This is a genomic window from Bradyrhizobium sp. C-145, from assembly GCF_023375135.1.
In the GTDB taxonomy this organism is placed as follows: domain Bacteria; phylum Pseudomonadota; class Alphaproteobacteria; order Rhizobiales; family Xanthobacteraceae; genus Bradyrhizobium; species Bradyrhizobium zhanjiangense.
In genome coordinates this window covers 621,207-644,749 of record NZ_CP088150.1, presented here as the reverse complement: position 1 = coordinate 644,749, position 23,543 = coordinate 621,207, and the positions used below count along the sequence as shown (strand labels likewise).

General features: G+C 60.7%; 19 protein-coding genes and 2 pseudogenes. 13 read left to right on the top strand and 8 right to left on the bottom strand.

Features of this window, described 5'->3' with window-relative positions; all coding sequences use genetic code 11:
- Positions 1 to 27: 27 nt before the first annotated feature.
- Positions 28 to 3,093 carry a DEAD/DEAH box helicase family protein gene (locus tag LRP30_RS02910; RefSeq protein WP_249759290.1) on the bottom strand — a complete coding sequence of 1,022 codons (3,066 nt, stop codon included), beginning with the start codon at positions 3,091 to 3,093 and terminating at the stop codon, positions 28 to 30.
- A gap of 480 nt (positions 3,094 to 3,573) precedes the next feature.
- Here LRP30_RS02910 and LRP30_RS02905 point away from each other — a divergent pair, with 480 nt between their 5' ends.
- The 3 genes from LRP30_RS02905 (at position 3,574) to LRP30_RS02895 (ending at position 5,947) form a co-directional block, all read left to right on the top strand.
- Positions 3,574 to 5,040 carry an ATP-binding protein gene (locus tag LRP30_RS02905; RefSeq protein ID WP_249759289.1) on the top strand — a complete coding sequence of 489 codons (1,467 nt, stop codon included), beginning with the start codon at positions 3,574 to 3,576 and terminating at the stop codon, positions 5,038 to 5,040.
- Between the two features lie 18 nt (positions 5,041 to 5,058).
- Positions 5,059 to 5,451 (top strand): hypothetical protein, encoded by a 393-nt coding sequence (locus tag LRP30_RS02900; RefSeq protein ID WP_249759288.1) that lies wholly within the window; start codon positions 5,059 to 5,061, stop codon positions 5,449 to 5,451.
- 196 nt (positions 5,452 to 5,647) lie between these two features.
- Positions 5,648 to 5,947, top strand: a complete 300-nt coding sequence (locus LRP30_RS02895) for a hypothetical protein (protein WP_249759287.1) — start codon at positions 5,648 to 5,650, stop codon at positions 5,945 to 5,947.
- Positions 5,948 to 5,991: 44 nt separating this feature from the next.
- Here the strand turns inward: LRP30_RS02895 and LRP30_RS02890 are convergent, their stop codons facing one another.
- Complete coding sequence (locus tag LRP30_RS02890) at positions 5,992 to 8,154, bottom strand: exonuclease domain-containing protein (protein ID WP_249759286.1); 2,163 nt, start codon at positions 8,152 to 8,154, stop codon at positions 5,992 to 5,994.
- A gap of 409 nt (positions 8,155 to 8,563) precedes the next feature.
- On the opposite strand from LRP30_RS02890, the gene LRP30_RS02885 reads away from it, so the two are divergent.
- A complete protein-coding gene (locus LRP30_RS02885) occupies positions 8,564 to 10,894 on the top strand; it encodes an ATP-binding protein (protein WP_249759285.1) in 2,331 nt (776 codons plus the stop codon).
- A 404-nt stretch (positions 10,895 to 11,298) separates the two neighbouring features.
- Here the strand turns inward: LRP30_RS02885 and LRP30_RS02880 are convergent.
- The 3 genes and pseudogenes from LRP30_RS02880 to LRP30_RS02870 all read right to left on the bottom strand — a co-directional run bounded on the left by LRP30_RS02880 (position 11,299) and on the right by LRP30_RS02870 (position 12,832).
- Positions 11,299 to 11,759: pseudogene (locus LRP30_RS02880) on the bottom strand (metallophosphoesterase family protein).
- An 81-nt stretch (positions 11,760 to 11,840) separates the two neighbouring features.
- Positions 11,841 to 12,365 (bottom strand): annotated as a pseudogene (locus LRP30_RS02875) (Ku protein); the annotation flags it as partial.
- Positions 12,366 to 12,514: 149 nt separating this feature from the next.
- Entirely contained in the window at positions 12,515 to 12,832 is a 318-nt protein-coding gene (locus LRP30_RS02870) for a metalloregulator ArsR/SmtB family transcription factor (protein ID WP_249759284.1), read from the bottom strand.
- 145 nt (positions 12,833 to 12,977) lie between these two features.
- Between LRP30_RS02870 and LRP30_RS02865 the strand changes: the two genes are divergently transcribed.
- From LRP30_RS02865 to LRP30_RS02835, 7 genes are all read left to right on the top strand, one after another.
- Positions 12,978 to 13,340: a metalloregulator ArsR/SmtB family transcription factor gene (locus LRP30_RS02865; protein WP_249759283.1), complete on the top strand. Its 363-nt coding sequence runs from the start codon at positions 12,978 to 12,980 to the stop codon at positions 13,338 to 13,340.
- Positions 13,333 to 13,860, top strand: a complete 528-nt coding sequence (locus tag LRP30_RS02860) for an arsenate reductase ArsC (RefSeq protein ID WP_249759282.1) — start codon at positions 13,333 to 13,335, stop codon at positions 13,858 to 13,860. Before LRP30_RS02865 ends, LRP30_RS02860 begins: the two co-directional genes overlap by 8 nt.
- Positions 13,860 to 14,561, top strand: a complete 702-nt coding sequence (locus LRP30_RS02855) for an MIP/aquaporin family protein (RefSeq protein ID WP_249759281.1) — start codon at positions 13,860 to 13,862, stop codon at positions 14,559 to 14,561. Before LRP30_RS02860 ends, LRP30_RS02855 begins: the two co-directional genes overlap by 1 nt.
- Positions 14,558 to 14,959 (top strand): arsenate reductase (glutaredoxin), encoded by a 402-nt coding sequence (gene arsC, locus LRP30_RS02850; protein ID WP_249759280.1) that lies wholly within the window; start codon positions 14,558 to 14,560, stop codon positions 14,957 to 14,959. Before LRP30_RS02855 ends, arsC begins: the two co-directional genes overlap by 4 nt.
- A 193-nt stretch (positions 14,960 to 15,152) precedes the next feature.
- A complete protein-coding gene (locus tag LRP30_RS02845; RefSeq protein WP_249759279.1) occupies positions 15,153 to 15,569 on the top strand; it encodes a hypothetical protein in 417 nt (138 codons plus the stop codon).
- A 105-nt stretch (positions 15,570 to 15,674) separates the two neighbouring features.
- Entirely contained in the window at positions 15,675 to 18,044 is a 2,370-nt protein-coding gene (locus tag LRP30_RS02840; protein WP_249759278.1) for a TonB-dependent receptor, read from the top strand.
- A 47-nt stretch (positions 18,045 to 18,091) separates the two neighbouring features.
- Positions 18,092 to 18,412, top strand: coding sequence for a hypothetical protein (locus LRP30_RS02835; RefSeq protein ID WP_249759277.1), 321 nt, complete (start codon positions 18,092 to 18,094; stop codon positions 18,410 to 18,412).
- Positions 18,413 to 18,549: 137 nt separating this feature from the next.
- Here the strand turns inward: LRP30_RS02835 and LRP30_RS02830 are convergent, their stop codons facing one another.
- From LRP30_RS02830 to LRP30_RS02820, 3 genes are all read right to left on the bottom strand, one after another.
- Positions 18,550 to 18,921 carry a hypothetical protein gene (locus LRP30_RS02830; RefSeq protein ID WP_249759276.1) on the bottom strand — a complete coding sequence of 124 codons (372 nt, stop codon included), beginning with the start codon at positions 18,919 to 18,921 and terminating at the stop codon, positions 18,550 to 18,552.
- Between the two features lie 514 nt (positions 18,922 to 19,435).
- Positions 19,436 to 22,048 carry an arsenate reductase (azurin) large subunit gene (locus LRP30_RS02825; protein ID WP_249759275.1) on the bottom strand — a complete coding sequence of 871 codons (2,613 nt, stop codon included), beginning with the start codon at positions 22,046 to 22,048 and terminating at the stop codon, positions 19,436 to 19,438.
- A gap of 13 nt (positions 22,049 to 22,061) precedes the next feature.
- Entirely contained in the window at positions 22,062 to 22,583 is a 522-nt protein-coding gene (locus LRP30_RS02820) for an arsenate reductase (azurin) small subunit (RefSeq protein WP_249759274.1), read from the bottom strand.
- A gap of 228 nt (positions 22,584 to 22,811) precedes the next feature.
- Here LRP30_RS02820 and LRP30_RS02815 point away from each other — a divergent pair, with 228 nt between their 5' ends.
- Both LRP30_RS02815 and LRP30_RS02810 read left to right on the top strand, forming a co-directional pair.
- A complete protein-coding gene (locus tag LRP30_RS02815) occupies positions 22,812 to 23,258 on the top strand; it encodes a metalloregulator ArsR/SmtB family transcription factor (RefSeq protein WP_249761685.1) in 447 nt (148 codons plus the stop codon).
- 4 nt (positions 23,259 to 23,262) lie between these two features.
- On the top strand, positions 23,263 to 23,430 hold the full coding sequence (locus LRP30_RS02810; protein WP_249759273.1) for a hypothetical protein: 168 nt from the start codon (positions 23,263 to 23,265) through the stop codon (positions 23,428 to 23,430).
- Positions 23,431 to 23,543: the final 113 nt, after the last annotated feature.

The window sequence follows — 23,543 nt, the reverse complement described above, 5'->3', positions numbered from 1 at the left end:
CCTCTCGGCCTGTCGCCCTGATAAATCTCAGGCCGGTTCCTTGATGCGGTGCTTATCGATCAGCTTGTCAAATTCGGCCTTCACCCTGGCTTCGAAGTCCGTGCCGATCTGGTAAATCTCTCCGAACTCGGCGAAGGCCCATCGCCCGAAGGTGCCGAGATGGTTCACGCCGGGCACCCAATAGGTCTCCATCGTGGCCTTCTTCTCCTTGGCATCTTCGCGCCGATAGCCCTTGATCTCGACGATCAGATTGAGCGGATCATCCGGACCGCGGCCATCATCGACCTTCACGATGAAGTCGGGCCAATATTTCCGGTTCTCGGAGCCGTAACGGTAGGGTACTTCGAATCCGAGATTGTGGTTCTTGGTGTAGGCGATGACGCGCGGGTGAGCCTCCGCCACACGACAGAACTCTGCCTCCCAGTCCGAGTCCAGGATGACCCAGTTCAAGTGGTTCTTCGGCGGCGGTCCGCTCGTATCCCATCGCTCGGCTCGCGAGGTGTTGAACCGGACGCGCCGGGTCGATCCGACTTGATTGTAGGGGTTCAGCAGAGCCTTGATCGGCCGTTCGCCGATGAAGTGCCGAGTGATGGCGGCGGTGATCCGATTGCATGCCATGTCCGCCAGCTCTTGATACATGAGCTGCGCCGGATAGGTGCCGCCTTTGCAGACCAGGCACGTATCGAGCCACTGCTTCACGATGCGTTTAAGCTGACCGAATAAGGTGAGGTTCGGCTCCTCGCCGGGTTCGCGCCACTTGGTGGTTATCAGGCGATGCGTGAGATTGTAGACAAGAGAGGAGGGCCGCATGTCCCCAAGATGTTCGAGGCTCATGTCGACACCTTGGCCAATGATGCCCGAGTTCCGGGTGATCGAGGGACCGACGAGATCCGGGCTGAGTTCGAGCACGGAGTCGTCGTTGAAATCCGCCGTGAGCCGTTCCTCCGGCAGCTCGACACGATAACCCTCGACACGCGGAAAACGGATCTCCAGGGCATCCCGATCCGGGCTGATGGCCTTGACCTGAATGGTTTCGCGCGGCGACTGCGGCGGAGCGATGACCGGCTTGGCCGTGAAGTCGAAGGGGATGCCGAACACGTCGGCGTATTCGACGTTGAACAGCCCCTCCTCGTTGAGCTGATAGGACTGTCGGCGCAGAGCGCGGCCGATGACCTGCTCGCAGAGCAATTGCGTCCCGAAGGCGCGAATGCCCAGAACATGGGTAACCGTATTGGCGTCCCACCCCTCGGTCAGCATCGAGACGGAGACGACGCAGCGGATCGAGCCGCCGAGTTGACCGAATTTGCCAACGGTATTCATCACTTCACGCAGCAGATCAGATTCACTGATGTTGTCGGCAGCGTGAGCGTCCTTGGTACGCTCGATGATGTCGCGCTTGAACCGGTCAATTTCGTCGGCGGCCATGGCGCGGAAATTGTCGTCCAGCGCATTTCCGGCTTCGAGCTGCTCGCTGTCGATCAAGAGCGTGTTCGGTCGCGGCAACGGATTGCCAGTGACGTCGTCGAAGTTCCGGAACAGTGCGAAGCGGCTGTTCTGAAGTGTCGTCGAGCCATCCGAGTTCTTCCGGAAGAAACCGGAGATGAAGTCATAGACCAGCTTCGAGATGGCCGTGTTTTGACAGACGATGATAAAGCAGGGAGGGACTTTGATTCCCTTCTCCTCCCAGAGCTTGAACGTCTTCTCGTAATGGCCATAGAGCGCCTCGATTGCGGTCTGCAGGCGGGTCGGAAGGCGAAGTGGGTCTAGCTCTTCGCCCTGGCCGCGGCCCTTCTTGGGCATGTCTTTCCGAATGTTCTCCCAAAGATCGCGGAACATCGGCATCTCATTGCCGGGAATGTTTTCGGCCACGGGAACGCGGGGCAGCTTGACGATCCCGCATTCGATCGCGTCCATCAGCGAGAAGTCGCTCATGGTCCAGGGAAAGAGGGTGCCTTCCGCGTATCCTGAGCCGCGGAGGAAGAACGGGGTCGCCGAAAGGTCAATGACGCGCGCCACGCCGAGCTTGCGGTTCACCGCCTCGATGCCGGAGATCCAGAGCCGGGCGGCCTCGTTGTTTTTCTCCGCCTCCTTCCTCTCGTCGCCCTTCAGATCCTCATCGTCGGGCTCCTTGGGTTTCTCCCGGTAGCAGTGGTGCGCCTCGTCGTTGATGACCATGAGGTTCTTCAGGCCCATCAACTCGCCCATGACGCGCTGGATCATCTGACCTTCGGTCTCCAGCGTGCTCAGCTCGTGGCCAGTACGTCCTTGCAGAAGCTGACGTCCGCCTTTGGACAACTCCAGCCGCTCGCGAAGCTTGAATGCGTGATAGTTGGTGATGACGATCTTCGCCCGGTGCAGATCGTCCAGCATGTCGTTGGGAACGATCTCGCGGTCCGAGTAGTAGTTCTCGGGATCATTCGGCTGTAGCACCCGGAGCCGGTCCCTGATGGTCAGGCCTGGCGCACAGATCAGAAACCCGCGGGTAAAGTTCTTGCTGCCTACGTGCCGGCAGGCGTTGATGGTTTGCCACGCGATCAGCATGGACATGACCGTCGTCTTACCTGCACCGGTCGCCAGCTTCAGCGCCAGCCGCATCAGCTCGGGATTGGCGTCCTTGTTGGCTGCGGCTAGATGGTCCAGCAGGCGCTTTCCCTGCCGGGTGGCGGGAGCGACTTCGGTCAGCCAGATCGCGGTTTCGACCGCTTCGATCTGGCAGAAGAACGGACGCACCCCGCCTGAATCGTGATGCCGCCAATGCTGGAGCAGGCGAGCCGTCTCCGGCGTGACTTGCCATTGGTTTGGGTTGGGCAGAGCACGCCATGAATCCACATGGCTCCGGACCTCATTGATGATCGAAGTGATGTCGTATTGCTGTTCCGCCGTCGAGAGACCCTGGCCCTCGTCGAAGACAAACCCGTTTTGCGAAGCGGGCTTCCTCTTCTTCGGCTTCGGAATTGGAGTGACGAACTTCGCGGATCGCCGGCTCTCGACAATGCGCTGCGTCGGCTGCCCGGTCTCGTCCAACTCCCAATGGCGGGTCGGATAGGCGTATGGCGAATTGAGAATAGGATGATCAAAAAACGGATTGTCCACCGGCCCCAAGCCCCCCCTTGTGCCGCTGTTCCTTTTCGAGAACGATTTCCTTCATCGGATCAGTGGCATCGACCCATCGCACACTTAGGGCCCCTCGCGCTCCCAATGCAACCTTTTCGATAGAGTATTACCCAGCACATTCGACGATCGCCTAGGGTGACGCATCTTGTCAGAGGCGGTTCACGGTTCGATTTGAGTCAAGATATTGAGACTATTGCGGAAATCTGAAATGAATCAACTCTTTTGCACGCGGTTCTCTGTCAGCTACCATTGGTTGATTCGCTCGTCGCCGCGGACAAAAAGGTAAGTGTCAAACGCGGCGATGTACGATGCTTCGATTGGGTCGGCTTGCCGCTCAGCCACACTCGAAAAGCACCTTGGGGGTTCGAGTTGCGCCAAGACGAGGCGATAGCGCAATTGTCGGGCGCTAATCGAACTAACTCGAGAGGCGCTGGGGGGAATATGTCCAAGAGCCGGAATATGACTGACGAGGAGGTCGGGCTTGCTCGTGCGATGATTGCAAAGGGCATAAGAAATGACCAGGTGCACTTCTACTTCAACCGATCGGACCGCCTCATCAGTTCTGGCCGCATCGCGCAAATTAAGACAGGCTCCTACGCGAAAGATGTCCCCGCCGCGACAGAGGCCGAACTTGCCGCTTTCTTGGCCAAGTGGGAAGTTGATCAGGCCACCGGCCATCGGAAAGGACCCTTGTCGCCGACCGATGTAGAATACATCAAGGCTCTATTCGAGAAGAGGAAGAGTCAGTGGTTCGTCTGCAATGGCGAGACGGACGTAGTAGAGTGCAAACTCAATTATTCGGTGAGCGGCCCGATTATCAAGGCAATAGCAGGCCTCGCAAATAACAAGGGTGGTCATATTCTCTTTGGTGTCAGGGACAAGACAAACGTTGTCGAGGGAATGTCGGACGACAAATTCCACACCCTCGACCCAGCAATTCTCAATTCACATCTGCTCAGCAGCCTCGATCCAGTCCCGAAAGTAACCCGCGTTGCGGTTACGCTGGGCCAAATGAGTGTCGGCGCGATCCATGTCGAGAAGCAAGAAGAGGGCCCCGTGATCGCCGTAAAAAGCGTCGGCGACCTAAAGGAGGGCGGCATCTACTTTCGCTATGTGGGCGAGACACGACTGATCAAGCCGGGGGAGCTGCGGCAGATTATCAAGGCGCGCGAACAGAAGGCCGTTGAAGACTTCAGCAGGCGAATGTCCCGAGTGGCTTCCGGTTCTGAGGCAACAATAGACCTCGACACCGGTGAGGTAGCCGGTAGGACCGGGCGTTTCTTGATCGACAAAGAATTGCTGCCCTCAATACAGTTCATCCGTGAGGGCGATTTCAGCGAAGTAAAGGGTGCACCTGCGCTGCGGGTGGTCGGTGAGGTGCAGCCGATATCTGCCGCTGAACGGACAAAAGTGCATGTGATCCGGGAAAACATCACGCCTGACTCGATCATCGAGAACTTCTTGCTCGACGCAAACGTTCAGGAACCATTGCAGTACCTGCACGCGCAGGCACACTATCCCCGCAAATGGATGCCGATTTGGCACTACGTCGACCAGCTTTCGACCCCTGTGGATGAGATCGTCGAGGATCTTCGAACCATTATTGCCAGTGTTCCCACGAGCCGTGATGCGGTTGTGCAGCGACTGCGCGGCACATTAACTGCTCATAAGCTTTACACCGGCAGTCCTGCGAAGATCCTGCCGGCCTTCCTTGTTGGGAAGATCAATGCTCCCAAGACAGTGGACGAATTTGGGGCATTTGCGAACGCGGTGCAGGGCCTGCCCAATGACTTCAAGAATGCTGGTGATCTAAGGCCAATCTTGCTGAGCTGTTTGAAACGCGACAATGAGGGGAAGCATCGGTCTGCCATTTATCGAGCAGCCTCGCGTCTTGACGAAATACTTCATTCCCAGAGGGACAGTTGATATTGGCGGAGATATTGAATGCACTATGATCATCAATTCATCGACGCAAAAGATCGAAAAATTGAGTTTGACGTGAGGGAGGATTGGATAAGCGCTTACCATGAAGGGGAAAAAATCGGCGAGTTCAGCCTGCGCATCGTGGAGCATGACATGTTCGGTGACGCAGTCCATGCTGACGTCATTGACCTTCAAGAAGGCTTCCGAAGTACCGGCATCGGTTCAGAGATGGTCCGCATGGCCTTCGAGATGCACGGAAAGATTATTCCTCCGGCGACTTACTATCCTGAAAAAGAGAATCGAAACTCAATGACGCCCGAAGGGCTGCGCTTGATGATCTCTTGCCAAAAGAAGGGCTGGGTCGGGCCATTCCCAGACCAGGAGCCACCCGATTGTGATGAGAACGGCGGCTAACAACTGGGCCGTCAGAGACCGTTCCGCGTTCGTGCGCGGGCGGTCCTCTACCGGCGAAGGAGTCGCGGCCCCCGCGTTCTGGACAACGGAACAGGTGGACAAGCCGAAGTCCTGCCGATTGCGAATCCCTGCCACGTGCTAACCGCCCGGAACGAGCGATGGGACGGAAGGATTCGTCCCGGCAGGAGTGATCTCTATGCTGATCACGAAGGAGAGATGGCCGGCAATACGGACCCTGCGTGGCTGGGCCATTTTGGCGCTGAGCGACGCCGGCGCCATCCGCGAATGCGAGGAGCACGGTTGGATGCAGGACCGGGCCGACCCTCATGCCCGCGACTGCGCGTTCCGGATCGCCAGAGAGGCGCCGCCGCCCGGCGTCTCGCCGGCGGCCGCCGCAGCCGCGATCACCGAAGTATTGGACTCGATCGGCGATACTTGTCCCGAGTGTCCACCGGACTATCTTCGATCTAGCGAGCCCCGGCTGTCGTCGCCGTAGCAGCGGTCTCGGACGGCATAGCCGATACCCTGCCCGGAGCGGGACTAAGCTGCCTGCACGGCTTCTGCCGAGATACCGTCGTCGCGCTTCTTGTTAATGAGGTTCAACAGCCTGGCCGCCGCCCGAGCGTCGCACAGCGCGCGATGGTGGTCTTCGAGCTCGATGTCGTAGATCGCGCACAGCTTTCCGAGTCCGTACGATTTGTGCCCAGGATATCGACGCCGCATTCCCACGCAAGTGCACAGCTTCGGAAAGCGGAAGCGCCGTTCGAGCCGTTCGTACTCGTACGACAGGAAGCCGTAGTCGAAGTTCACGTTGTGGGCGACGAAGATGCCGTCTCCCATGAACGCCATAAAACTGTCGGCGACTTCGTGGAACACGGGCGCATCCCGAACCATCTGGTTGGTGATGCCGGTCAGTTCGACGATCTTCGCGGGGATCTGCCGCTGCGGATTGACAAGAGAGTGCCACTCGTCGACCACCTGGTGGTTACGGACCTTGACCGCTCCGATTTCGGTGATGCGATCTCCGGACGACCAGGCTCCCGTGGTCTCGATGTCGACGACCACGTAATCCTGCTCCGGATCGAACCGGTAGTCCACGCGGCCGATCTCGGCCCGGATGCCAGCGTTCTCCAGTTGGCGCAGACGGGTCAGCTGGTTGCGGCGTATGGCGTCGCCTTCCGCCTTGACCTCGACGAAGGACACCTTGCCGTCGCGCACTTGCATCAGGTCGGGGAAGCCGTCCCGCATGCCGCGGAAGTCGTCGCACATCGCCCGAATAATCTGGGCCAAGCCGTCCGCGCCAGCGCCTTCGAACAAGGCACGCAGTGCGTCCATCTGCACGTGATCCCAAGCGAAGATTCCGTTAGGCCGGCCCCATCTGGCGGTCACAGTGCGCAAGACGATCGGAAGCGCATTGCCGGATCTGACCTCCGCGAGCTTAACGTCGATCTGCGAGGCGAAACGCCGATGGAAGGTCCGGTCGCGAAGGCAATGCGGGACCCAGTCGAAACCGCTGTGAAGCTGGCCGGACTCGAAAAGCTCATCCCAGAACAACAGCCCGAACAGCGTGTGCCAGAGCGTGTTCTCCGCGAAGTAGACCTGCCCGCCCTGGCGCCGCAGCACGCCGGCGACGCCTGCCTCGGGATTCCCGCGATGCGTGTCGTCGACGACGATCGTCCGCCCCGACCGCAGCAACTCGGTGCACAGACCTGTTCGCCGTCCGCCGAACTTGCGCGCGTAGAAATCCGTCGCGAAGAGATACTCGTCGTCGCTCTCGGGATCGTCGATCATGTCCCGCAGCAGATTTTCAGCCGCTTCCTTGTCGTCCTTCGCGTACAGCAACCGGACGAGGCGCTCGCGGCAATCGGCCGAGCCGCCAAAACGATAAAGCCGTTCGGCCAGATCCTTGTCGCCTTGCTTCTCGAAGAACTGTCCGACCTGGCACGCGGCGCGGGCTGCAAGGTCGGCGGCGTATTCGGTCGTCCGCGGGGGGCCGTCCAGGATTGCCGCGGTCGCCCTCTCGAATACGTCGGCGGAACGGACCTCGATGCGGTCCAGCACCTGGCTATAGTGAAAGCACGCATGCGCTTCGTCGGCGTCGGCGAAGCGAGCGCTGAACGACGTCTCCCTGTTGGTACGCAGGATGCCGAGATCGCGCAGAGCGAAGTTCTTGAGGTCGTCGGCCGTCTTGCCGAAGTAGAGATACAGCAGGAATTCGATCGGCCGCGTGTTGTCGAGTGCTATGAAGCCGCCGGCGCCGCAATGTTTTGCGGCAAGATCGAATGGAATCGCGGCGACGAAGAAGTCGGCCAGCACCGGTTTTGACCATGAGGTGCGGACGTCGCGGCCGAAGCCCGCTGCACGGGCGCCGTCGAGAAGTGCGGACTTCGGCAGGCAGAGTACGAAGGCGGAATAATCTTCGGCACGCAGGCCGCGCGCATGGCCACACTCGATCAAGTCACGAGCCGCGATTTCGAGGTCGGTTATCTCGGGGTACTTGAAGAGTGCGCGATTGAAGATCGCCCCTCGTCGGTTGACCATCCGGATGAGCAGACACTGCGCGTCCTTCGACAGGTCGCGAAAGCGCGCGGTGAACGAACGGTGCTCGTCGGTGAGGATCTCGCCATATGTCCTCTCGACGAAGTCGAGCATTTCGACGAAATGGTCGAGATAGTAGTAGATCGGCAACGTTGTAGGCTTCATTTGACGCGCGTTGGGTTCCCATCGGTTCTGGCCAACGAATCTGTTCTCAACAACCAGCCAATACGGTTTTATCGTTCATTTTTTGTTCTGACAGCTTTATTTGTCAAGCTGGAGCGAAGGACGGACCCGTAGAGATGGACTTACCGGCCCATAGCCGACCCCGCCCGCGACGCGGCACGTCGGATCCGCGAGAAGATCAACTGGTTCTCTATGTTGATCGGCTATTGGAAAACCGCTATGCGCGACTCTCGACCTTCACAGCATCGATGTGCGGGTTTGCTTACCTACTACTGCGAATTACGGGGATAGCCCACTAGTACGTCCTATGGATAAGGCGGCCTGTTCGCTTGCAGATTGGTGGACGCGGTATAATTGTCCAAAAATTGTATCCCGCCAACTGATTCGCATCATGGCCAAACGAGAGCAGGTCTTCGTCGCCTACCCGTCCCGCGACACCGCCCTCGCGGACGGGATCGTGGACGCAGTCCGACGTGCCAATGCGCTGACCCTCCCGGTGATCTACGAGCCCTGGCTGTTCAACGACATCGCCGGCGCGGCACTGATCTCGCCCATCCTCGAAAAGATCGATGATTCGCCCTTCGTCGTAGCCGACATCACCTATCTCAACCTCAATGTGGTCTACGAAATCGGCTTCACCATCGGCCGGCAGAAGCGCGTGTTCCTGGTCAAGAACAAGAGCATCGACGGGGACAAGGCCCTGATAAACGCGGTCGGCATTTTCGACACGTTGGGGTACCGGGATTACGAGACCTACGAGGAACTGAAGCAGTGGCTGTGCGCTCATATCGAGCCGACCCACATCCCTTTCTCAACGGCGCTGGACAGCAAGTTCCCGGTGTACACCGTCGAGCCCGCCACTCGGGACGACGGCATCAACACGACCATCTCCCGCGTCAAGAAGGCTCGTTATCCCTATCGCAGCTTCCACGGATCGGACGACCTTCGCATGTCCGCGCCGGAGACCATCCGTCAAGTCGCCGCCGCGTCGGGCGTCATCCTGCCGTTCCAAGACCCGAGCCTAGTTGGCGCTACGGAACACAACGTCCGCTGCATATTCGTCGCTGGGCTGGCTGAGGGCATGGAGAAGCCCACGCTGCTGCTTGCCCCGTCCGCGTTCCAGGCGCCGCTGGACATCAAGGACGAAATCACGCCGTACAAGAACACCGAGGATATCGCGCGGGGCATATCAGACTTTTGTCCGCTGATCGTAGAGTACTCCAGCCGGATAGAGCCGTCCGGCATCGATGCGCAGACGCTGCTCGAAGCCCTAAGCATCGGCGATCCACGCGCCGAGAATGAGATGCCCACCCTGGGCCTGTACTACCTCAAGACGGACCAGTTCGAACGCACTGTGCGGGGCGAAGCGAACCTTGTGGTCGGGCGCAAGGGCTCGGGCAAGACCGCGCTGTTCATCCAGGCAAGGAACAAAATACGCGCCGACAGGCGCAATATCGTGGTTGACCTGAAGCCAGAGGGGTACCAGCTCATCAAGCTGAAGGAAGATATCCTCACCTATCTCTCGGCAGGCGCACGCCAGCATCTGATCACGGCGTTCTGGGAATATCTGATCCTGCTGGAGGTGGCTTACAAGATCCTTGAGAAGGACCAGCATACCTACCGGCATAATCACGAGCTGCACGACCTTTACCTGAAGCTACGCAACACCTACCAGCTTGCCGACTTCGCGAGTGAGGGCGACTTCTCGGAACGGCTCACCAAGCTGTCGGACAGCCTGATCGAGCGCTACCAGCAGACCTTCAGCCAAGAACAGGATGCGCAGCGCCTGACCGCCGCCCAGGTGACCGAACTTCTCTATACTCACGATCTGCGCGAGCTGCGGAAGATCATCTCCAGCTACCTGGGCCACAAAAGCTCGGTCTGGGTGCTTTTTGATAACCTTGACAAGGGCTGGAGCACACACGGCGTCGATGTGATCGATGCCATCGTCCTACGCTGCCTGGTAGATGCGGGCCGCAAGATCGAGCGCGAGATGCGCCGCGACGACCATGACTTCCATTGTGTGGTCTTCGTCCGCAACGATGTCTACGACCACTTGATGCGTAACAGCGCCGACTTTGGCAAGGAGTCGCGGGCCGCGCTCGATTGGAGTGACCCCGACATGCTGTGGGAAATGCTTCGCTTGCGTCTGGTCAACGGGATGCAGGACAAGCTGGACGAGTACGACTTCCAGACAGTCTGGCGCGAACTGTGCACCTCGCACTATGCCGGCGAGGAAACATCGGCCTACATCATCGACCGCTCGCTGATGCGGCCTCGGAACGTGCTCAAGATCTTCAACCATTGCCGGGGCTTCGCCACCAACTTCGGCCGCCAGAAGATCTCTGACCAGGACATCGAGAAGGGCATCGTTGCCTACTCTCATGACCTGCTGGAGGAGCTGGACCGCGAGCTGTCCGACGTGTACCCCGCGGCCAAGGACCTGCTCTATTACTTCTTGGATGCGCCCGCCGTCCTGACCGCTGACCGGTTGAAAGCGATTCTCACTGAGAGTGGCCTACCCGAGGATGATCGCGAAAAGGTGACCGACTTCCTGCTGTACTATGGCGTGCTTGGCACGCGGCTCGGCGAGAAGGACCACTTTATCTATTCCGTGAACTATGACCTCAAGGTGCTGAAGATCAGGGCGAGCCGACATACGGAAGCCGCTGACTACGTGGTCAACCCAGCCTTCTGGCCAGCACTCGGCATCCGGCCCTAACATCGTCACAGGATCCAATGCCGTGCCGCACCTGGGTGCGGATCATGCTGCGGGTTGCGGCTCCCAGCTTCTCCCTAGCCCCCTCATCCGGTCCCTTTCAGCACAGAGCCCGTCGACCTTGTCCAGCATCCGCTCAAGCAAGACTTCGACCGAGCAGGTCGGGATACCGGCTCTGTACAGCATAAGAATTCCTTGAGTTCGCGGCCGACTTGCACGCGCATGCGCTCAACCTCCGAGCGGAGAGGTTCGAGTGTGCGCATGGTTCGCTCTGAAATGGCGTATGGAAACGACGATGCCGAACCGCAGCTCGATCTGCCCATCTGACGCTGCCCATGGACGCGGCTTACAGCCCGGCGGCGGAAACGGCACCGAAAGTTTGCCTGACTGGAGTACGGCGACGCGGCTTATCCGACTTCAAGATCGTGGATGATCGGTTTCAGTCCGTCGGTTCGAGGCTCGCAAGCGTGATCGGTAGCTTGAAGCGGCGGCGCCCAGCACTGCCGGGGTTCAGGTAGAGCAAGCCGCCTACGGTATTGATCTTCGGCACGTGGGAGTGGCCCGAAACAATGACATCGATGTCCTCAGCTACGGGATCGACCTGCAGGGTGTTGAGGTCGTGCAGAACGTAGAACAGCCGTCCGGCGAGCCGCACGAACTCGGTCTCGGCAAATTCGGTGGCCCAATCGCCCGTATCCACGTTCCCTCTGATCGCCGTGACGGGGGCAATTCTCCGCAGCGCGGTGATGATCTCGGGATCGCCGATGTCGCCGCCGTGAATGATGTGGTCGACATGGGCCAGCATGCGAAGAGCCTCCGGCCTGAGCAGGCCGTGCGTATCCGAGATGATGCCGATGGTGAGGGTCATCGAAGCGTCCGGTCGAAGCACTTTATCGCGCGTTGGGCCGCGGCTTCCTGATGCACCGCCGGTGCCCCGGACATCAACCGCCTAAGCCGACTTCCGCCGCTGGCCCGTCGCGGGTTTCTTCGCCGCCGTTTCTTTCGCCTGCTTCTTGCCGGCGATCGGCATCAGCATCTCCTTTTGGCCTGCCGCCGCCTTACGCGGCTTCTTCGTAGGCTTTGCAGCCTTCGCCGGCACGGCCTCCTTGCCCACGCTCCGCCGCAGGGCCTCCATCAAGTCGACCACGTTCTCGCCTTTCGGCCGCTCCACCGGACGGATAGTCTTGCCCGCGCGCTTCTGGTTGATCAGGTCGACCAGCGCGGTCTCATAGTGGTCCTCGAATTTCTCGGGGTCGAACGTACCCGCCTTCTGGTTCACGATGTGCTTGGCGAGATCGAGCATGTCCTTGGTGACTTTGACGTCCTGGATCTCGTCGAAGTACTCCTGCTCGGAGCGGATCTCGTAGGGGTAGCGCAGCAGCGTACCGACGAGCCCCTTCTCCAACGGCTCGAGCGCGATAATGTGCTCGCGGTTGGTGAGAACCACGCGGCCGATCGCGACCTTGTCCATCTCTGTCAATCGGCGTTCAAATATTGCAGGCCGAATGACACGTGCGCCGCCGCTGCGAGGCCGACGGGACCCGCTCCGATTATTGCGACCGTCTTAGCTGCGCTCATCCAGCCTCCCATTCTTCTAGAAACATCGAATGATCAGGCAAAAAATCAGGCCGCCGTCCGGGCCTCCTTGCACTCCGCCTCGTCGGCGCAGCACTCGGCGACCAGGAAATCAACCAGCCCCCGCATCGTGTCGTATTCGGCGTGACAGACCAGCGTCGTGCCGTCGCGGACCTGAAAGATCAGGCCGACGGCGACGAGGCCCTTGACGTGATGCGACAGCGTGGACGCCGGAATCTTCAAGCGCTCCTGCAACCGCCCGACCGGCATGCCGGCGTGGCCGGCGCGGACAAGCGTCCGGTAGATCTTGAGCCGGGTCGGGTTGCCCAGCGCTTCCAGGTATGCGGCGGCGTCATCGATCTTCATGGCCGCATCATAAGCTGCTCTTCCTCTGGGATCGTCAACTATATTTCTAGAAGGTTAGAAATAACGATCGCCTGCTGACCGGCCGGCAGGCCTTCCGCCTCGAATCCAATTGACGCGGGCGAGATATTTCCATAAGTCTGGATATATGGAAACAGAAGAAGCCGTCCTGGCGCTCGCCGCCCTTTCCCAGTCGACCCGTTTGGCGGCCTTCCGGACGCTGGTCCGGCACGAACCTGATGGCATTGCGGCCGGCGACCTCGCCCGCCTGTTGGAAGTCCCGCCGAATACGCTCTCCGCGCATCTGTCGATCTTGACCCGCGCGCGCCTGGTGACGCCCGAACGCCGCAGCCGCTCGATCGTGTACCGCGCCAACCTCACTGAATTTCGCGATGTCGCAGTTTTCCTGCTGCGGGACTGCTGCGGCGGGCGGCCGGAAGTTTGCGAACCGGTCGTCGAAAGCCTGCAATCCTGCTGCTCTCCGAAACGAAAGGAGCGAACCCGTGGCTGATCAACTCTTCAACGTCCTGTTCCTCTGTACCGGCAACTCGGCGCGCTCGATCCTCGCGGAATCGATCCTCCGGAAGGACGGGGCCGGCCGCTTCCAGGCCTTCTCCGCCGGCAGCACGCCGAAAGGCGCGGTGCATCCGCTGGCGCTGCGCACGCTCGAAAGCATGGACTACCCGATCGACGGGATGCGCTCGAAAAGCTGGCTGGAGTTCGCCGCGCCCGATGCGCCGGTGATGGATTTCGTCTTCACCGTCTGTGACAACGCCGCTGGCGAGGCCTGCCCCGTCTGGCCGGGTCAGCCGATGACCGCGCACTGGGGCATCGAGGATCCCGCCGGGGCCGAAGGTACGGAGCTCGAAAAGCAGGCGGCATTCGTCACAGCATTCCGCTACCTGAGGAATCGGATTGATACCTTCGTGAGCCTACCGCTGCGCAGCATCGACAAGCTCTCGCTCGGCACCAAGCTGCGCGAGATCGGCCGCTCTGAGGGTGCGACACGTCAAACACCAAAGGCCGGCTGATGGACACGTTCGACCTTTCGCGGCGCCTGGCGGCCGAAGCACTCGGGACCGGAATCCTGGTCGCGACGGTCGTGGGCTCAGGCATCATGGCCGAGACGCTGACCAAGGACGTCGCGCTGGCGCTGCTGTGCAACACGTTGCCGACCGGAGCCATTCTGGTCGTGCTGATCACGGTGCTGGGCCCCATCTCCGGCGCGCACTTCAATCCCGCCGTCACGCTGGTCTTCACCGGCAAGCGCGAGCTGCCGCCGCAGGAGGCCGTGCTCTATGTGATCGCGCAGATCGCGGGTGGCATCGCCGGCACCATGGCTGCGCATCTGATGTTCGCCCTACCCGTCATCGACTTCTCGATGAAGATGCGTACCGGCGGCGCCCAATGGTTCGCCGAGTTCGTCGCGGCCTTCGGCCTGGTCGCGACCATCCTGGCAGGAATCCGCTTCCAACGCACGGCGGTGCCGTGGCTCGTCGGCCTCTACATCACGGCGGCGTACTGGTTCACCGCCTCGACCTCGTTCGCCAATCCGGCGGTCGCAATCGCGCGTTCGCTGACAAACACGTTCGCGGGAATCCGTCCCGTGGACCTGCCGGGCTTCATTGTCGCCGAACTCTGCGGCGCCTTCGTAGGCATGCTGTTGATGAATTGGCTGCTCGGTAGACCCGAAGTGCGGGGCCCGGTCAAAATTGCGGAGACATCTCGATGAGCGTCACGATCTATCACAATCCAGACTGCGGCACCTCGCGCAACACGCTCGCCATGATCCGCCAGAGCGGCGTCGAACCGACCATCATCGAATATCTTAAGGCGCCTCCCTCGCGTGAACGACTCAAGGAATTGGTAGCCGCCATGAACATCCCGGTCCGCGCCCTGCTGCGCGAGAGGGGTACCCCCTACAAGGAGCTTGGCCTCGACGATCCCAAGTGGACTGACGAACAGCTCATCGACCAAATGCTGGCACATCCGATACTGATCAACCGGCCCATCGTCGTCACGCCGAAAGGCGTCAGACTCTGCCGCCCCTCGGAAGCGGTACTCGACCTCCTGCCGAATCCTCACATCGGACGCTTCGTCAAGGAGGACGGCGAGGTCATTGAGAGCTGATCTAAGGGCGCAATCACAAATCGAACTCGATCGGTGCATTTTGATCGATGTCCGCTATCCCCCGATAGCGATCGAATTCCGCGTCGTAGCTAAATGTCGCGATGGACCAAGAGTTGACATTGCAATCCGCCTCCCATGTTATAAAGTTACATTCGGGACATCCGGGCCTGAGCGCTCCCGGTGAGTGTTGGGCATGAACTGGTTTCGAGAACATCTCAAGCTCGGCTCGCGGTTGGCGCTGTTGGCGCTCCTCCTCCAGTTAGCGCTGTCGTTTGGACATTTCCATGCCTTCGCGGTGCAGGCGGCGCCTGTGCCCCAAGCATCGCCGACCAAAGCCGCCGCGGTTGGCGAGCAACCCGTTCTTGCGCAAGACATGGCCGCGGGGACCGTTGGGAAGCAGCAACCTTCTGATCACGATCGCGACCACCCGACCGGTGCCTGCACCATCTGTGCCGTCATGTCGCTCGCGAGCAGCGCGCTATTTACGGCGACGCCGATACTCTTGCTGCCGCAGCCCAGCGGACTCCTGCATTTTGCGACCGACGCCCGAATTCTCCATCTGCAATCAGCGCACTCAGCATTTCAGTCCCGCGCGCCTCCCTTCTGCTGACATCGATTGATGTGCCTACTGCCGTCGCCGCGCCACACGAAGCGACAGCGGAGGATAGATCGAAATCGAGCCGTCGCTTCGGTCGACGACAGCAGGATCGGGATAATGGGTTCTAATCGCACACGAGCACTCCATATCGGCGGGGCGACCTGGCTACTGCTCGGCGCCGCGACGACACCGGCGCTGCCACAGGAGAAGCCGGCAACCGAACTGCCGGCGGTCACGGTGACGGCGCCCAGTCCCATCGTCCGGAGGCACACGGTGCCCGTACGCACGACCACGCGCGTCGCGCGCGGGGGAACCGCGCGGACTCGCGAACGTGTTACGGAGCAGGCACCTGCCGCACCGGTGCCCGCCGCGCCTCAGCAGGGCGTGCTGCCGGTCGTGACCGACCAGTTCGCCACCGTCACGGTCGTGCCGAGTGAGGAACTGCGCCGCGAGGGCACCGCCACGCTTGGCGACCTCCTGTTCTCAAAACCCGGTATTACCGGTTCGAGCTTCGCCCCCGGCGCCTCCAGCCGGCCGATCATCCGCGGGCTCGACGTCAATCGCGTCGGCATTATCGAGAACGGCACCGGCGGCGGCGGCGCTTCCGATCTCGGCGAAGATCATTTTGTGCCGATCGATCCCCTGGCGACCAACCAGGTCGAGGTGGTGCGCGGTCCGGCCGCGCTGCGCTACGGATCGACCTCGATCGGCGGCGTGGTCAGCGCGACCAACAACCGCATTCCCGATGCACTCCCAGTGTGCCCCGCGGCGCCGTTCCAGAACTACGGCTTGCCGACCAAGGCGCCGCTGGCGGATGCAACATCGGCGCCTTGCGTGACGGCGGAGACGCGAACCGCAGTGAGCTCCGTCGATCGCGGCACCGAAGGCGCCATTCTGCTCGATGCCGGCGTCGGCAATTTTGCCGTGCACGCCGACGCTTTCGGCCGCAGGTCGAGCGACTACAACATCCCAAGCTACCCCTATCTGTTCGTCCCGGGCCAGCCGTTCAACGGACGTCAGCCGAACTCGGCAGCGCAGGCGGATGGCGCATCAATTGGCGGCTCCTACATCTTCCATGGCGGCTTCATCGGCGCGGCGATCACGCAGAATGATTCGCTCTACCGCATACCCGGCGTGGACGGCGCCGATCACCAGACCCGCATCGATGCGCACCAGACCAAGTTCAGTTCCAAGGGGGAGTACCGTCCCGATGCCGCGGCGATCGAGGCGGTGCGCTTCTGGTTCGGCGCAGTCGACTACAGGCACAACGAGATCGGTCTTGCCGACCCCACCGATCCCTTCTCGCTCGGGGTGCGGCAAACGTTCACCAACCGCGAACAGGAAGGCCGACTCGAAGTGCAGTTGATGCCGTTCAACGCGCGCTTTGCGGCGGTTACGACGGCATTCGGCTTGCAGGCCGGTCATCAGGAACTGACCGCCCCAAGCCCGGACGATCCAACCAGTCCGCTCAACGGATTGTGGGATCCCAACAAGAACAACAGGGTCGCCGGCTACGTCTTCAACGAGCTCAAATTCAGCGAAGCCACCAAGGCGCAGATTGCCGGGCGCATCGAACACGTGGATCTTTCCGGCACTACGCCGGCCTTTATTCCCATTGTGTTTGACGTGGCCACCGATCCTGCCAGCATCGGTCCGGCAACACCGCAGAATCTACATTTCACGCCGAAGAGCGCCAGCATCGGCCTGATCCAGAATCTGCCATGGGATCTGGTAGCGAGCGTCACCGCCCAATATGTCGAACGCGCGCCGAAGCCGGCCGAGCTGTTCTCGCGCGGTCCGCACGACGCCACCGCCACGTTCGATATCGGTAATCCTAATCTCGGCATCGAAACTGCGAAATCGATCGAGGTCGGGCTGCGGCGGGCGACCGGACCGCTGCGGTTTGAACTCACCGGCTACTACACCAGGTTCGACGGCTTCATATTCCGCCGCCTGACGGGCAATACGTGCGACGAGAGTGCGTGTCAGCTGGGCCCGGGCCTCGAACTGAATCAGGCATTCTACTCGCAGCGCGACGCCGTATTTCGCGGCGGTGAATTCCAGAGCCAGCTCGATGTCGGCGAGTTCAAGGGCGGCATCTGGGGTATCGAGAACCAGTTCGACGTCGTCCGCGCTACCTTCACCGATGGCAGCAACGTGCCGCGGATTCCGCCGGTGCGCGTCGGCGGCGGCTTCTACTGGCGCGATGCCAACTGGCTGATGCGCGTCAACCTGCTGCACGCCTTCGCGCAGAACGATATCGCCCCGATCGCGGAGACGCCGACGCCGGGCTACAATCTGCTGAAGGCCGAGGTCAGCTACAAGACCAAACTCGATCCGAGCTGGTTCGGCGCCCGCGAGATGACCGTCGGCCTCGTCGGCAACAATCTCCTGAACGAGAACATCCGCAACTCCGTGTCCTACACCAAGGACCAGGTCCTGATGCCGGGTCTCGGCGTGCGCGCCTTCGCAAACCTGAAGTTTTGAGTCGAAAGGCCGAAAGGAGAACTGCCGCTGACAGAAGAGGCCGCAAGATGAGTGGCAGAAGTGGTGCAGTAGTGGCCGGTGGCTCGCACGATATGGGCGCCGACACCATGCCCCGGAGTGCTCTGGAACTTGCGAAATCCGGCTGGCTCGTCGAGGTTCACTTGATCTCAGAAGGTGAGCCTGATCCCAGATTCTTTGTAGTTGGAACACATGAGGCCGGTGACGCGGAAGAAGCGATCCTGCGCTATCCGGGCATCATTCGAGAAGACAAAAGGACCGCGCGGCGACGCCTTTCTGACAAGGAGATCGCATGCCTCAGACTGAGACCGGACGGCGTGAGGCCCTATATTCTGGAATCCGAGTTGTGAATGATCGTCGCAAGCACTGCCGGGATCGAACGTTGCCAAGTCCGGCTCAATAAGTCCGGCGCCGACAGCGAATGCTGAGTAGAAATCCGCTGCAGCATCCCCCACGACCCCGCGATGACGCCAAGGGCGATTGGCGATCAGTCGTCGCGGCCGTAGTAGCTCTTCATGAGCCGGTAATGCCCACCTGTAGAGATGTATTCCTGCCTGAGGCAACTGGTGCCTCTGCAAAACTGCGCCTGCTCATCACAATGCAGGTGCTCGAAATGCAGTCTGATCAGCCGTGATTTGTCGAGATAGGTTGCAAAGTATTGAGCGGCCCTCGCCGCATTTCCGCACATTCGGGTGACGGCTCTCCGCACATCGAGCGGCAAACGATCAATACGTTCCGAATTCCAGGGATCTTCGTGCCCTCCCAGACTGCCGCGCGCGAATGTAGGTGATTGATTGGCAAGTAAGAGCAGCAGAATTCCGGCCGCGATTGGCGAAGCTCGTATGTCACGTATCCACATGCCAGCACCCCATCCAAAGTGGAAGATTTGGCAAATGCAGTCGCGAGCAAAGATTATCAGGAATGGCGAGCGCCAGCACTAGTGACGTACATGTGCGGCGCATTGATTTGATGAGCGTCATTGGTCATCCGCGTCAGCTCTGGGTCATTCGCGACTGGGGCGAACCAACAGCAAATCCGGCCGTATCCGCTATGCCCAGAAAGCGGAAGTAGATTCAGAAGGTTAGCGGCTCCACGGAGCGCCGTAGGGCCATAGATGTGATTCAAGCCCCGAAGCGGCAGCCACGAATCGTGCGCTATGAACTCAGCGACTATGAATAGACCGCGGTCAAACTGATGTTGCCGAACAAGCGATGTAACATTCGGCGTGTAAATGATCGTCGCGTGAGCGACCATGGGCTCTGCCTGGAGCGTTATCCAACAACGTCGACCGTGATCAGTCGGGCCTGGAGCAGATGTCGGCGTTCGCTAGAACGCTGGCTATGGCCCGACCTTGGTGGTCGGGGCCGTCAGCCTCAGGCCGTGTAGTCGAGCGACTTGAAGCTAAGATGCTTCACGCCCTCGGGCGCATCCGCGAGCTTACGGATGTTCGCCCACGTCTGCTTGTAGTTTGGGATGATGAATTCGTTCACGCCGGGTGAGACGACGTTCCCTTGCACGCCGTTTGCTTGCGCGAAGACCATGAATGTCTGTTTTGGCTTCGCTGTCGGCGTCGGGTAGACCATGGCCTGGGTCGAGCCGTTGTCGTTGTAGATCTCGACGAGATCACCCTGCTTGAGCCGCAGCTCGTCCATGTCTTGCGGGTTCATCTGGAGGTACGGATACGGCGACCGATCCGTGACGAACTCGTTGTCCTGGTCGAGATAGGAGCTCTGCCAGGTGATGTTGGCGCGGCCGTTGTTGATCAGGAACGGGAATTTCTTCATCTCGTCTTCTTTGCCGGGCGCCTGCAGGCCGCGCCACTGCGTCTCCATAAATTTGGCCTTGCCGTCCTTGCTGTTGAACTTGCCGTCGGCATAGAGCCGCTTGGTGCCGAGGATCCGCTCGGCGCCTCCCGACGCCGGCGACACCGCCGCTGATGTTGCGGCCCCCTTTTTCTGGACAGGCTCTTTTCCGCGGGCTCCCTCGATGGCCGGTCCCTTCAAGACCTCTCCCGTCGTTGTGCCAGTCGACGTGCCGGCGGCGATAGGGCCGGTGGTCTCAAGCCCGACCGCGGGCTCCTGGAAGCCGTTCGTCCCCATGACGCGCAACCGGGCATAGGTGACGAACTCGCCGCCCTTCTCATGCTGGTGATAGCCGTCCATGAAGGCATCTTCCTCGGTCTTCCAGTCGAAGCCCTTGAAGCGGTCGGCAACCTCGGGCTTGCCCTGTTCGCGCAGCACCCGCTCCATGTGATTGGCGATGCGCGCGGCGATCAAGCAATCCGCCATCGCCTGCCCCGGCGGATCCATGTACTTCTCGGTGAGGCGCATGCGGCGTTCGCCGTTCATCGAGGTGAGGTTCGCCTCCCCCGAGGTCGCGGCGGGCAGCCAAACATGGCAGGCCTCGCCGATCTTGGTCGGCACGATGTCGACGTCGACCGCAAACAGACCTCCTTTCTTGATGGCGTCAGCGATCGCGCTGATCATCGCGGGGCGGTCGCCATAGGGCGCCGTCATCATGGCGTCCTTCACCATGTCGGTGCGCTTCTTGTACGCCTGCTTGAACTTGAATGCGTTCAGCGTGGTCTTGTAGTGGTCGCATCCCCAGATGTGATGGACACCGCCCTTGCCTTCGATCAGGAGCTGGTCGACGTAGGCGGCGGGCCGTCCCACATGCGCATCCGACGGCCGTGAGTAGCCTTCCTGGTGTCCGCCCATGCGGACGCAACCTCCGCCGGGCCGACCAATATTCCCTGTTGCGAGTGCGACGTTCACCAGGGCGCCGTTGGTGCGATAGTTGTCGTTGCCCCAGATCAGGCCCTTTTCGTAGGCGAACATCGCTCGGCGACGAGCATTGCCCGCCTTTGGCTGCGCGATCCATTCGGCGGATTTGCGAATCTGATCGGCCGTAAGACCCGTGATCTTCGCTGCGTCCTCCAGGCTGATCTTGTTGGCTGCCTTCATCTGATCGAAATTGGTCGTCGAGGCGTCAACGAACGCCTTGTCGTCCCATCCGTTGTCCGCAATGTGCGTCATCCACGCATTGAACAACGCGAGATCCGTGCCCGGATTGATGGCCAGATGCATGACGTTGTCTTTGCCAGCTTCGACCTCGCAGGCGTTGACCGTCACCGTTCGACGCGGGTCGACAATGATGACCTTGGCGCGCTCCACCGGTTCGGAGCCGAACTCGGCCTTCTTCTTGTCGAGCGACGTTCCGCGCAGGTTCGGGACCCAATGATTCAGGAAGTAGTTGGTCTGGGTCTCGAGCGCGTTGGTGCCCACAGCAACAAGCGTGTCGGCCAGCTCGGCATCTTCGTAGCAATTGTTGAGCTCGCCCACGCCCATGTCGCGGGTGGCATGGACTTCCGAGTTGTACGCCGGCCGGTTGTGAATCCGGATGTTCTTCACCTTCATGGCGCCGAAGTAGAGCTTGCCGGTGCCCCAGGTGTTCTCATAACCGCCGCCGGCGCCGCCATGGTCGAAGGCCGAGACGAACACGCCATCTTCGCCCATGTCGTTCATCACCGCGACCGTCACTTGTGCGACAAGGTCGAGCGCATCGTCCCAGCTCGTCGGCTGCATCTGCCCATAGCGCCAGACCATGGGGTCCGTAAGGCGCTGCAGTTGCGTATTGCGCTGCTGCGAGTAGCTCATCTCCGCCATACGGGCGCCGCGGACCGAGCCCAGGCCCGAATTCACAACGCAGTCCTTGTCTGGCTTGATGACGATGTGCACGTCCTGCCCGTTCTGGCGAACTATGTTGTACATCGACGGCGAATACCAGGCCGCGGTCTCCGCACCCTGCTGCTTGCTCAGATCCACGCCGAACTTGTTCTGATTGGGCGCCGTGCCGCCCTGTGTACTGGCGGACCAAGTGTAGGCCTTGTAGCCGCATCCAACGATACAATAGTGGCAGGTTACGTTGTATTCCTTGGCGTCCGCGGGGATGATCGGGAGCCGGTCGATTTGACGCTTGTAGGCCATGATCGTTCCTCCCCTAGAGCACGTTGGAAAGGCGGCCGTAGAGCAATTCGTCCACGCCTTCGGCGTAGATGTCACCCTTGTCGTCGACACGGAGCACGTACTGGGGGAGATTTTGCGTCGCCTGGCCCCAGATCTGCTGGCCGCCCGCCTCGCAGTCGAACCGCGAGTAATGGCCGGGACAGTTCATGGTTCGGTCACCAGCGCTGTAATTGAGGGTGAAGCCCTTGTGCGGGCAGATCGTCGTGAAGCCGACAATGTCGCCTTCGGCACCTACCCCGCCCGGCACTTGCCTGCCGAGCTTCAAGAGCACGCCGGGAGCGCTTGCGTCCGGATAGGAAACGTTCAACGGCTCGTTGGGCTTGAGATCCTTGACGTTGGCCAGACGGTTGACCGGATAGTCCACCCTCGCCGCTGCGGGCGCAGCCTGGGCGGAGGAAGGCGTTATTGAGCTGACGGCAACTCCAGCGGCGGCGAAACCCGCCCCGCTCATGAAACGACGGCGGCCGACGTCGACCATACGATCGCAGCGCGACATGGTGATGCTCCTCGGGTTCGCCAGTACGCCTACTGGCGTGTGTTTCCTCGAGATCGGACCGATACGCCTACCGGCCGGAGCGCTCGTTTCTGTCGCATGCCCGTCACATCGATGGGCTACGATGTGTCGAGACGTCTCGACATATTTAATAGTCGAAACGTGCTGGCTTGTCACCTGATCTGTGGGGTAAACATGACGCACCTCGATGACTCGCGCGGAGACTACGGGATGCGGAAATCGATGCTGGCCGTTGCCAGCCACGCCAGCACTCAGCCGGTACAGGGAGAGTTGTCTGAGCCCCACGCGATTTCGGCGCTTGCTGCACTTGCTCAGCCCACGCGATTGGCGATCTTCAGGCTGCTCATTAAGCACGAGCCGGTCGGCATCACCGCGGGCGTGATCGCCGACACCATTGGCGCGCCGCACAACACGCTTTCTACCCATCTGGCCATTTTGGTCCGGGCAGGCCTGCTCCGTAGCACCCGCGAGGGACGCACCATCATCTACCGTTCGAACGTCGAGGGAATGCGGGCGCTGATAGGGTTTCTGGTCAGCGAGTGCTGCGATGGTCATCCGGAGCTCTGCGACTTGGTCGCGGCCGACGCCGCGGCGTGTTGTGGACCGGCGTCGGCGAAGACGCGGCCGACGAAGAAGGCGGTCAAGCGCAAAGCCTGATCGCATGACATGGACGCTGTGGGGACTGGCGGTCCAGACGGTCGCGGGCTTCTTCGGCGCCCACGCCGCAGTGGGCGCGGCCCACGAACACCGGTTCGGCTTCATCGGACACAGCGTCACCGGCCTCGTCGGCGGCGCCCAGGTGCCGCGGCGGGAGCCATTCTCACCTTAGCGGTTGGTTTCTTCGGTGCTGCGCGTTTCGGTCATCCCAAGAAATGAGCATCCGACCTTTGGACTCGATGTGTCGGGCAAGAACAGTGATCTAATCCTACGATCGGAAACAGA

Bases quoted from the DNA above. Each gene is read 5' to 3' on its own strand.
- LRP30_RS02905 (WP_249759289.1), top strand. From the start codon at position 3,574: ATGACTGACGAGGAGGTCGGGCTTGCTCGTGCGATGATTGCAAAGGGC.
- LRP30_RS02900 (WP_249759288.1), top strand. From the start codon at position 5,059: ATGCACTATGATCATCAATTCATCGACGCAAAAGATCGAAAAATTGAG.
- LRP30_RS02895 (WP_249759287.1), top strand. From the start codon at position 5,648: ATGCTGATCACGAAGGAGAGATGGCCGGCAATACGGACCCTGCGTGGC.
- LRP30_RS02890 (WP_249759286.1), bottom strand. From the start codon at position 8,154: ATGAAGCCTACAACGTTGCCGATCTACTACTATCTCGACCATTTCGTC.
- LRP30_RS02885 (WP_249759285.1), top strand. From the start codon at position 8,564: ATGGCCAAACGAGAGCAGGTCTTCGTCGCCTACCCGTCCCGCGACACC.
- LRP30_RS02870 (WP_249759284.1), bottom strand. From the start codon at position 12,832: ATGAAGATCGATGACGCCGCCGCATACCTGGAAGCGCTGGGCAACCCG.
- LRP30_RS02865 (WP_249759283.1), top strand. From the start codon at position 12,978: ATGGAAACAGAAGAAGCCGTCCTGGCGCTCGCCGCCCTTTCCCAGTCG.
- LRP30_RS02855 (WP_249759281.1), top strand. From the start codon at position 13,860: ATGGACACGTTCGACCTTTCGCGGCGCCTGGCGGCCGAAGCACTCGGG.
- arsC (WP_249759280.1), top strand. From the start codon at position 14,558: ATGAGCGTCACGATCTATCACAATCCAGACTGCGGCACCTCGCGCAAC.
- LRP30_RS02845 (WP_249759279.1), top strand. From the start codon at position 15,153: ATGAACTGGTTTCGAGAACATCTCAAGCTCGGCTCGCGGTTGGCGCTG.
- LRP30_RS02840 (WP_249759278.1), top strand. From the start codon at position 15,675: ATGGGTTCTAATCGCACACGAGCACTCCATATCGGCGGGGCGACCTGG.
- LRP30_RS02835 (WP_249759277.1), top strand. From the start codon at position 18,092: ATGAGTGGCAGAAGTGGTGCAGTAGTGGCCGGTGGCTCGCACGATATG.
- LRP30_RS02830 (WP_249759276.1), bottom strand. From the start codon at position 18,921: ATGTGGATACGTGACATACGAGCTTCGCCAATCGCGGCCGGAATTCTG.
- LRP30_RS02825 (WP_249759275.1), bottom strand. From the start codon at position 22,048: ATGGCCTACAAGCGTCAAATCGACCGGCTCCCGATCATCCCCGCGGAC.
- LRP30_RS02820 (WP_249759274.1), bottom strand. From the start codon at position 22,583: ATGTCGCGCTGCGATCGTATGGTCGACGTCGGCCGCCGTCGTTTCATG.
- LRP30_RS02815 (WP_249761685.1), top strand. From the start codon at position 22,812: ATGCGGAAATCGATGCTGGCCGTTGCCAGCCACGCCAGCACTCAGCCG.
- LRP30_RS02810 (WP_249759273.1), top strand. From the start codon at position 23,263: ATGACATGGACGCTGTGGGGACTGGCGGTCCAGACGGTCGCGGGCTTC.